Annotated in this window: 10 protein-coding genes; 9 read left to right on the plus strand and 1 reads right to left on the minus strand. The window is 69.0% G+C overall.

What is annotated here, in order from left to right; all coding sequences use genetic code 11:
• Positions 1-207: 207 nt before the first annotated feature.
• From map to truA, 8 genes are all read left to right on the plus strand, one after another.
• The gene (map, locus tag ACGFW5_RS25630) at positions 208-1,053 is read left to right on the plus strand and encodes a type I methionyl aminopeptidase (RefSeq protein WP_393836618.1); all 846 of its coding nucleotides are present in this window, start codon (positions 208-210) and stop codon (positions 1,051-1,053) included.
• A gap of 318 nt (positions 1,054-1,371) precedes the next feature.
• On the plus strand, positions 1,372-1,593 hold the full coding sequence (gene infA, locus ACGFW5_RS25635; RefSeq protein ID WP_003956442.1) for a translation initiation factor IF-1: 222 nt from the start codon (positions 1,372-1,374) through the stop codon (positions 1,591-1,593).
• A gap of 60 nt (positions 1,594-1,653) precedes the next feature.
• Positions 1,654-1,767: a 50S ribosomal protein L36 gene (rpmJ, locus tag ACGFW5_RS25640; RefSeq protein ID WP_003956441.1), complete on the plus strand. Its 114-nt coding sequence runs from the start codon at positions 1,654-1,656 to the stop codon at positions 1,765-1,767.
• A gap of 189 nt (positions 1,768-1,956) precedes the next feature.
• On the plus strand, positions 1,957-2,337 hold the full coding sequence (rpsM, locus tag ACGFW5_RS25645; protein ID WP_053727621.1) for a 30S ribosomal protein S13: 381 nt from the start codon (positions 1,957-1,959) through the stop codon (positions 2,335-2,337).
• Positions 2,338-2,408: 71 nt separating this feature from the next.
• Positions 2,409-2,813, plus strand: coding sequence for a 30S ribosomal protein S11 (rpsK, locus tag ACGFW5_RS25650; RefSeq protein ID WP_003956432.1), 405 nt, complete (start codon positions 2,409-2,411; stop codon positions 2,811-2,813).
• Between the two features lie 340 nt (positions 2,814-3,153).
• Positions 3,154-4,176: a DNA-directed RNA polymerase subunit alpha gene (locus tag ACGFW5_RS25655; protein WP_010473911.1), complete on the plus strand. Its 1,023-nt coding sequence runs from the start codon at positions 3,154-3,156 to the stop codon at positions 4,174-4,176.
• A gap of 174 nt (positions 4,177-4,350) precedes the next feature.
• On the plus strand, positions 4,351-4,839 hold the full coding sequence (rplQ, locus tag ACGFW5_RS25660) for a 50S ribosomal protein L17 (RefSeq protein WP_393836619.1): 489 nt from the start codon (positions 4,351-4,353) through the stop codon (positions 4,837-4,839).
• Between the two features lie 85 nt (positions 4,840-4,924).
• On the plus strand, positions 4,925-5,797 hold the full coding sequence (truA, locus tag ACGFW5_RS25665; protein WP_393836620.1) for a tRNA pseudouridine(38-40) synthase TruA: 873 nt from the start codon (positions 4,925-4,927) through the stop codon (positions 5,795-5,797).
• On the opposite strand, the gene ACGFW5_RS25670 is transcribed toward truA, so the two are convergent.
• On the minus strand, positions 5,768-6,610 hold the full coding sequence (locus ACGFW5_RS25670; RefSeq protein WP_393836621.1) for a hypothetical protein: 843 nt from the start codon (positions 6,608-6,610) through the stop codon (positions 5,768-5,770). The two genes, truA and ACGFW5_RS25670, sit on opposite strands and share 30 nt — an antisense overlap.
• 56 nt (positions 6,611-6,666) lie before the next feature.
• Here ACGFW5_RS25670 and ACGFW5_RS25675 point away from each other — a divergent pair, with 56 nt between their 5' ends.
• Complete coding sequence (locus ACGFW5_RS25675) at positions 6,667-8,289, plus strand: ABC-F family ATP-binding cassette domain-containing protein (protein WP_393836622.1); 1,623 nt, start codon at positions 6,667-6,669, stop codon at positions 8,287-8,289.
• Positions 8,290-8,378 lie beyond the last annotated feature (89 nt).

Here is an 8,378-nt window from a genome sequence, read left to right on the forward strand (position 1 = left end):
GGTGCTCCATGCCGCCCGGCACCGGCCCCGCCAGGGGCGCGGGGAACTGCGCGGGAGGGCTGGGGGTGTTCCATGCTGCCTGGCACCGGTCCCGCCAGGGACGCGGGGAACTGCGCGAGGCGGGGTGGGCGCTCGTCTTCGGGGCCGGACAGGGAAGCCTTATCGTTGGGGGTGACCCGTACCTGTCCAGAAAGGCGTGAGCCGCACATGGTGGAGATCAAGACCCCCGAGCAGATCGCGAAGATGCGCGAGGCGGGACTGGTCGTCGCCGCGATCCACGCCGCCACCCGCGAAGCCGCGGTCCCGGGGTCCACGACCAAGGACCTGGACGAGGTGGCCCGCAAGGTGATCGCCGAGCACGGCGCCAAGTCGAACTTCCTGGGGTACGGCGGCTTCCCCGCCACGATCTGCACCTCGGTCAACGAGGTCGTCGTGCACGGCATCCCGGACGACAAGACCGTCCTCAAGGACGGCGACATCATCTCCATCGACGCCGGCGCGATCATCGACGGCTGGCACGGCGACGCCGCGTACACCGCATTCGTGGGCTCCGGCCACGCGCCCGAGCTGGTCGAGCTCTCCCGGGTCACCGAGGAGTCGATGTGGGCCGGCATCGCCGCGGTGAAGAAGGGCAACAAGCTCATCGACGTCTCGCGCGCGATCGAGTCGTACATCCGCCGCCAGCCCCGCCCCTCGACCGGCAAGTACGGAATCGTCGAGGACTACGGGGGCCACGGCATCGGGTCCGAGATGCACATGGACCCGCACCTCCTGAACTACGTGGACAAGCGCCGCATGCTCGGCCGCCACAACCCGAAGCTGATCCCCGGCTTCTGCCTGGCCATTGAACCAATGGTCTCCCTCGGCACCCCGCGCACGGAGGTCCTTGAGGACGACTGGACCGTCATCACGACCGACGGTTCCTGGTCCTCGCACTGGGAGCACTCGGTGGCCCTGACGGAGAACGGGCCGCTGGTCCTGACGATGCCGGACTGCGGCAGGGCGAAGCTGGCGGAGTACGGGGTGACCACGGCGCCGGATCCGCTGGGCTGAGGCGGGCCGTCGTCGGTCGGAGGCCGGCGCAGCCGCGCGAAGCTGTGAGGCGCCCTGGCGTCGAGCCCGCGACCATGCCCGACTGCGGCAGGGCGAAGCTGGCGGAGTACGGGGTGACCACGACGCCCGACCCGTTGGCCTGACCCGCCGGCCCAGACACGTACGCCAGGCCGCTTAAGGATCTACGATGACGGGCAAACTCCCCGGATTCGTCTTTTCGAGTGGCCTGTCGTAGACTGATGCGTCGGCTCTCGTGTACCCGTGTGTCCACACACGGCTGCGGGAGTCGATCAAGGTAGCCGATTCGAAGGGCGAAGCGTGGCCAAGAAGCAAGGTGCCATCGAAATCGAGGGCACCGTGATCGAGTCCCTCCCGAACGCCATGTTCAAGGTGGAACTCCAGAACGGTCACAAAGTCCTCGCGCACATCAGCGGCAAGATGCGGATGCACTACATCCGCATCCTCCCGGATGACCGGGTCGTCGTGGAGCTTTCTCCCTACGACCTGACGCGTGGCCGGATCGTCTACCGGTACAAGTAGATCTTGCCCACGTCGCCCTCAGCGGCGGCGGTGGCACTGACCCGGAGAACCTGACATCCCATGAAGGTCAAGCCGAGCGTCAAGAAGATCTGCGACAAGTGCAAGGTGATCCGCCGTCACGGCCGGGTCATGGTCATCTGCGACAACCTGCGCCACAAGCAGCGCCAGGGCTGACGCACGCCGACCGACCTGCACTCCGCAGTTCTTCGAGCGACGCGAGCAAAACGTACATACGCAGCACCCACCTGGTCGGCATGCCCGGCTGGTGACACCTCCGGCGGGGGCCGGGGACCCGAAACGTACCTAGTACGGCGGTCGGGAACGGTGCTGTGGAAGACCCCCGAAAACAACTGGAGCCAGTAAATGGCACGCGTTTCAGGTGTTGACATCCCGCGCGAAAAGCGCGTGGAGATCGCACTCACCTACGTCTTCGGTATCGGGCGCACCCGGTCCAAGGAGATCCTCGCCTCGACGGGCGTGAACCCGAACACCCGCGTTCGTGACCTGGCCGAAGAGGACCTGGTCAAGATCCGCGAGTACGTGGACGCCAACCTCCGCACCGAAGGTGACCTTCGCCGTGAGGTTGCCGCCGACATCCGCCGCAAGGTCGAGATCGGCTGCTACCAGGGTCTGCGCCACCGTCGTGGTCTGCCGGTCCACGGTCAGCGCACCAGCACGAACGCTCGTACCCGCAAGGGCCCGCGTCGCGCCATCGCCGGTAAGAAGAAGCCGGGCAAGAAGTAGTCCACAGCGGACGCTTTTCAGCGGTCTTCGCTGTAGGACCGATCACCTCCCCTCTCCAGCTGGAGTAAGACATGCCCCCCAAGGGTCGTCAGGGCGCTGCCAAGAAGGTGCGCCGCAAGGAAAAGAAGAACGTCGCTCACGGCCACGCGCACATCAAGAGCACGTTCAACAACACCATCGTCTCGATCACGGACCCCTCGGGCAACGTGATCTCCTGGGCGTCCGCCGGCCACGTCGGCTTCAAGGGCTCCCGCAAGTCGACTCCGTTCGCCGCGCAGATGGCCGCCGAGTCGGCCGCCCGCCGCGCGCAGGAGCACGGCATGCGCAAGGTTGACGTCTTCGTCAAGGGTCCGGGCTCCGGCCGCGAGACCGCGATCCGCTCCCTCCAGGCCACCGGCCTTGAGGTCGGCTCGATCCAGGACGTCACCCCGACGCCGCACAACGGCTGCCGTCCGCCCAAGCGCCGCCGCGTCTGACGCACGGCCTGGGATCGGCTCGGCGGTCGGCTGGGGGTCCGGGGGTTACCCCCCGGGACATCGCAGTACGGCTGCCGTCCGCCCAAGCGCCGCCGCGTCTGACGCACGGCCTGGGATCGGCTCGGCGGTCGGCTGGGGGTCCGGGGGTTACCCCCCGAGACATCGCAGTACGGCTGCCGTCCGCCCAAGCGCCGCCGCGTCTGACGCACGTCGCTTGACCTGAGGTTCTGGGCGGTACGGCTCCTTCGAGGCGTGCCGCCCGTACCCTTGCAGTACGCAGTACCCAGCAGTACCCAGCAGGGCATCAAATAGTGGGTGCCCATGACTGAAGGATCTCCCCATGCTTATCGCTCAGCGCCCTTCGCTGACCGAAGAGGTCGTTGACGAGTACCGCTCGCGGTTCGTCATCGAGCCCCTGGAGCCCGGCTTCGGCTACACGCTCGGCAACTCCCTGCGTCGTACGCTCCTCTCCTCGATCCCCGGTGCCGCTGTCACCAGCATCCGGATCGACGGTGTCCTGCACGAGTTCACCACCGTGCCGGGCGTCAAGGAGGACGTCACCGACCTCATCCTGAACATCAAGCAGCTGGTCGTCTCCTCGGAGCACGACGAGCCGGTCGTGATGTACCTGCGCAAGCAGGGTCCCGGCCTGGTCACCGCTGCTGACATCGCCCCGCCGGCCGGTGTCGAGGTGCACAACCCCGACCTGGTGCTCGCCACGCTCAACGGCAAGGGCAAGCTGGAGATGGAGCTGACCGTCGAGCGCGGTCGCGGCTACGTCTCCGCCGTGCAGAACAAGCAGCTGGGCCAGGAGATCGGCCGCATCCCGGTCGACTCCATCTACTCCCCGGTGCTCAAGGTCACGTACAAGGTCGAGGCGACCCGTGTCGAGCAGCGCACCGACTTCGACAAGCTGATCGTCGACGTCGAGACCAAGCAGGCCATGCGTCCCCGTGACGCCATGGCGTCGGCCGGTAAGACCCTGGTCGAGCTGTTCGGCCTGGCGCGCGAGCTCAACATCGACGCCGAAGGCATCGACATGGGCCCGTCCCCGACGGACGCCGCGCTCGCCGCCGATCTCGCCCTGCCGATCGAGGAGCTTGAGCTCACCGTTCGGTCGTACAACTGCCTCAAGCGTGAGGGCATCCACTCCGTGGGTGAGCTCGTGGCGCGCTCCGAGGCCGACCTGCTCGACATCCGCAACTTCGGTGCGAAGTCGATCGACGAGGTCAAGGCGAAGCTGGCCGGTATGGGCCTCGCGCTGAAGGACTCGCCTCCCGGCTTCGACCCGACCGCCGCGGCTGACGCCTTCGGCGCCGATGATGACGCGGACGCCGGGTTCGTGGAGACCGAGCAGTACTAGGACGCTCCGCGGGGAGGCTGTACTGCTTCTGCGGCTCCGGCTTCGGCTGGGCGCGCAGTTCCCCGCGCCCCTTCCAAGCCCCTTCGGGGGCTTGGATCTCCGACAGGCATCCGCCTGCTCGGACACTGACATCGGTACCTCATACGGCCGGTGCAGATCACTAGGAGAATCACCATGCCGCGTCCCGCAAAGGGTGCCCGTCTGGGCGGCAGCGCCGCGCACGAGCGTCTGCTCCTCGCCAACCTGGCGAAGTCGCTCTTCGAGCACGGCCGCATCACGACGACCGAGGCCAAGGCCCGCCGCCTGCGTCCGGTCGCCGAGCGCCTGATCACCAAGGCGAAGAAGGGCGACATCCACAACCGTCGCCTGGTGCTTCAGACGATCACCGACAAGGGCATCGTCCACACCCTCTTCACCGAGATCGCGCCCCGCTACGAGGAGCGTCCGGGTGGCTACACCCGTATCACCAAGATCGGCAACCGCCGTGGTGACAACGCGCCGATGGCCGTGATCGAGCTGGTCGAGGGCGAGATCGCCAAGAAGGCGACCGTCGCCGAGGCCGAGGCCGCCACCGTGCGCGCCGTCAAGGAGTCCGAGACCAAGGCCGCCGAGGCCGAGGTCGTCGAGGACGCCAAGCCGGCCGACGAGGCGAAGGACGCGTAAGCGTTCTACTGGCTGATGGACGGGCCCGTTCCCTTCGGGGGGCGGGCCCGTTCCGTTGTGTGGATGCTTTGAGAGGATCGGTTACGTGAGCGATGAGGTGGAGCCCGGCCACGTCCGGGTGCGTCTTGATCTGTCGTACGACGGCAGGGACTTCTCCGGCTGGGCCAAGCAGCCCGGCGGGCGGCGGACCGTGCAGGGCGAGATCGAGGGGGCGCTGCGCACGGTCACGCGCTCGGACACGACGTACGACCTGACCGTCGCGGGGCGTACGGACTCCGGGGTGCACGCGCGCGGCCAGGTCGCGCACGTCGACCTGCCGGAAGAGGTGTGGGCCGAGCACCGCGAGAAGCTGCTGCGGCGCCTTGCGGGCCGGCTGCCGCACGATGTGCGGATCTGGCGCGTGACGCAGGCCCCGAGCGGGTTCAACGCGCGGTTCTCCGCGATCTGGCGGCGGTACGCGTACCGGGTGACCGACAACGTCGGCGGTGTCGACCCGCTGCTGCGCGGCCATGTCCTGTGGCACGACTGGGAGTTGGACGTCGAGGCGATGAACGCGGCCTCCGCGGCGCTGCTCGGCGAGCACGACTTCGCGGCGTACTGCAAGAAGCGCGAGGGCGCCACCACCATCCGCACCCTCCAGGAGCTGTCCTGGGTGCGCGGCGACGACGGCGTCGTCACCGCGACCGTGCGCGCCGACGCCTTCTGCCACAACATGGTGCGCTCGCTCGTCGGAGCGCTCCTGTACGTCGGCGACGGGCACCGCGGTGTGGAGTGGCCGGGGAAGGTGCTGGCGGCGGCGGTGCGGGACTCGTCGGTGCATGTGGTCAAGCCGCACGGGCTCACTCTTGAGGAAGTCGGTTACCCGGCGGACGAGTTGCTGGCCGCGCGCAGCAAGCAGGCACGCAACATGCGGACGCTGCCGGGGAGTTCAGGAAGCGGGCTGGGCGGCTGCTGCTGAGGCCTGAGTCCTGCCGCGGGCGACGATCTGGTCGAAGACGAACTGCGCGAGCTCGTCCCCCGCGGTGAAGACGGTGGTGTCGCCCTTCGTCACGTTCTTGCCGTTGGCGAAGCCTCCGGTCGTGAAGTAGGCATAGCGGCCGTAGGAGTTGGTCGTGCTGCGGCAGACCGAACCGCCCCGGCAGAAGGTGGCGACGCCCGAGCCGGACAGTGAGGCGAGGGTGCCCGACGCCTGTTCCTTGGCCTTCTTGGCCGCGGTGTCCGTGTCGAACACGGCGACGCCCACCGTGACCGCGACACCGTCCTTGGTGTAGGTGGCCCGGATGACCTGGCGGCAGCCGTTGTTGTCGAGCGTCGAGCCGAGGGTGCCCTGGGTGGCGGCGGCGCAGGCGGTGACCTTGTCGGTGGGGCCCTTGGCGTAGACGCCGCTGCCCAGGGTCAGGCTCTTGCCGGGGAAGAAGGTGTCGGCGCCGAGCGGCGCCTTGTCCTTCTGCGCGCTCGCGACGTAGTCGTACGGGTTGGGCGGGGGCGGCGGCGCCACATGGGAGAACGACGGCTGGGGCTGCGTGCTGTCGCTCGGCAGCGCCGGGGGAGCGGGCAGCTTGTCCGCCGATGTGCCGTCGTCCGAAGAACCGGCGCTGACGATCACCGCGGCCACGACCGCGACGACCGCCGCCGTCGCCACCGCACCCCCGCCGAGGAACAGCCATTTGCGGCGCCTGCTGCGCGCGGCCGACGCGTCGGCCAGGGCCGCCCAGTCCGGTGTCTGCTGATCCCCCGGGCCCCACCCGGGTCCCCCTTGCCCAAAGCTCATGCCGCGCATCCTAATTCGATTGTTCAGGCAGGCAGGGCCTGGGTGACAATCCGCCCATGGGACATCTAGAGGCTGCACACCTGGAGTACTACCTGCCGGACGGGCGGGTGCTGCTCGGCGACGCTTCGTTCCGGGTGGCGGAGGGCTCGGTGGTGGCCCTCGTCGGCGCCAACGGGGCCGGCAAGACGACGCTGCTCCGCATGATCTCCGGCGAGCTCCAGCCGCACGGCGGATCCGTGTCGGTGAGCGGCGGGCTCGGTGTCATGCCGCAGTTCGTCGGCTCCGTACGGGACGAGCGTACGGTGCGTGACCTGCTGGTCTCCGTGGCGCAGCCGCGCATCCGGGAGGCGGCGGCCGAGGTGGACGCGGCCGAGCACCTGATCGTGACGGTGGACGACGAGGCCGCGCAGATGAAGTACGCGCAGGCGCTCAGCGACTGGGCCGAGGCGCACGGGTACGAGGCCGAGACGGTCTGGGACATGTGCACCATGGCCGCGCTCGGCATGCCGTACGACAAGGCCCAGTTCCGCGAGGTGCGCACGCTCAGCGGCGGCGAGCAGAAGCGGCTCGTGCTCGAAGCGCTGCTGCGCGGGCCCGACGAGGTGCTGCTCCTGGACGAGCCGGACAACTATCTGGACGTGCCCGGCAAGCGCTGGCTTGAGGAGCGGCTGCGCGAGACCCGCAAGACCGTCCTGTTCGTCTCGCACGACCGGGAGCTGCTGTCGCGGGCCGCCGAGCGGATCGTGAGCCTGGAGCCGAGCCCCGCGGGGACGGACGTGTGGGTGCACGGCGGCGGCTTCGGCACCTACCACGAGGCCCGCCGTGAGCGGTTCGCGCGGTTCGAGGAGCTGAAGCGGCGCTGGGACGAGGAGCACGCCCGCCTGAAGGCGCTGGTCCTGCGGCTGCGCAACCAGGCCGCGATCAGCCCGGACATGGCGTCCCGCTACCACGCGATGCAGACCCGGTTCAAGAAGTTCGAGGACGCGGGCCCGCCGCCCGAGCCGCCGCGCGAGCAGGACATCCGGATGCGACTGCGCGGCGGACGTACCGGTGTGCGCGCTCTGACCTGCGAGAACCTTGAGCTGACCGGCTTGATGAAGCCGTTCTCGCTGGAGGTCTTCTACGGCGAGCGGGTCGCGGTGCTCGGCTCCAACGGCTCCGGGAAGTCGCACTTCCTGCGGCTGCTCGCCGGGGACGCGTCGGTGGCGTACACCGGGACCTGGAAGCTCGGCGCGCGGGTCGTGCCCGGGCACTTCGCGCAGACCCACGCCCACCCCGAGCTCCTGGGCCGCACCCTCGTCGACATCCTGTGGAGCGAGCACGCCAAGGACCGCGGGGCCGCGATGTCGGTGCTGCGGCGCTACGAACTGGAGCGGCAGGGCGACCAGCCCTTCGAGAAGCTGTCGGGCGGCCAGCAGGCCCGCTTCCAGATCCTGCTCCTTGAGCTGGCCGGCACGACCGCGCTGCTGCTCGACGAGCCCACCGACAACCTGGACCTGGAGTCGGCGGAGGCGCTTCAGGACGGTCTGGAGTCGTACGACGGGACGGTGCTCGCGGTGACCCACGACCGCTGGTTCTCGAAGTCCTTCGACCGCTATCTGGTCTTCGGCTCGGACGGTGTGGTCCGTGAGACGGCGGAGCCGGTGTGGGACGAGCGCCGCGTGGAGCGGGCCCGCTAGGGGGTGTCTGGTGGATCATGGCCGGGGGTGCGGCGCCTGGCACGGCACCTCGCGGCGTTGCCGAAACGCCCCGATAGCTCCGCTATCAC

The sequence above is a fragment of the Streptomyces sp. NPDC048416 genome, assembly GCF_043200435.1.
Classification (GTDB): Bacteria; Actinomycetota; Actinomycetes; order Streptomycetales; family Streptomycetaceae; genus Streptomyces.

Bases quoted from the DNA above. Each gene is read 5' to 3' on its own strand.
- map (WP_393836618.1), top strand. From the start codon at position 208: ATGGTGGAGATCAAGACCCCCGAGCAGATCGCGAAGATGCGCGAGGCG.
- rpmJ (WP_003956441.1), top strand. From the start codon at position 1,654: ATGAAGGTCAAGCCGAGCGTCAAGAAGATCTGCGACAAGTGCAAGGTG.
- rplQ (WP_393836619.1), top strand. From the start codon at position 4,351: ATGCCGCGTCCCGCAAAGGGTGCCCGTCTGGGCGGCAGCGCCGCGCAC.
- ACGFW5_RS25670 (WP_393836621.1), bottom strand. From the start codon at position 6,610: ATGAGCTTTGGGCAAGGGGGACCCGGGTGGGGCCCGGGGGATCAGCAG.
- rpsK (WP_003956432.1), top strand. From the start codon at position 2,409: ATGCCCCCCAAGGGTCGTCAGGGCGCTGCCAAGAAGGTGCGCCGCAAG.
- rpsM (WP_053727621.1), top strand. From the start codon at position 1,957: ATGGCACGCGTTTCAGGTGTTGACATCCCGCGCGAAAAGCGCGTGGAG.
- ACGFW5_RS25655 (WP_010473911.1), top strand. From the start codon at position 3,154: ATGCTTATCGCTCAGCGCCCTTCGCTGACCGAAGAGGTCGTTGACGAG.
- ACGFW5_RS25675 (WP_393836622.1), top strand. From the start codon at position 6,667: ATGGGACATCTAGAGGCTGCACACCTGGAGTACTACCTGCCGGACGGG.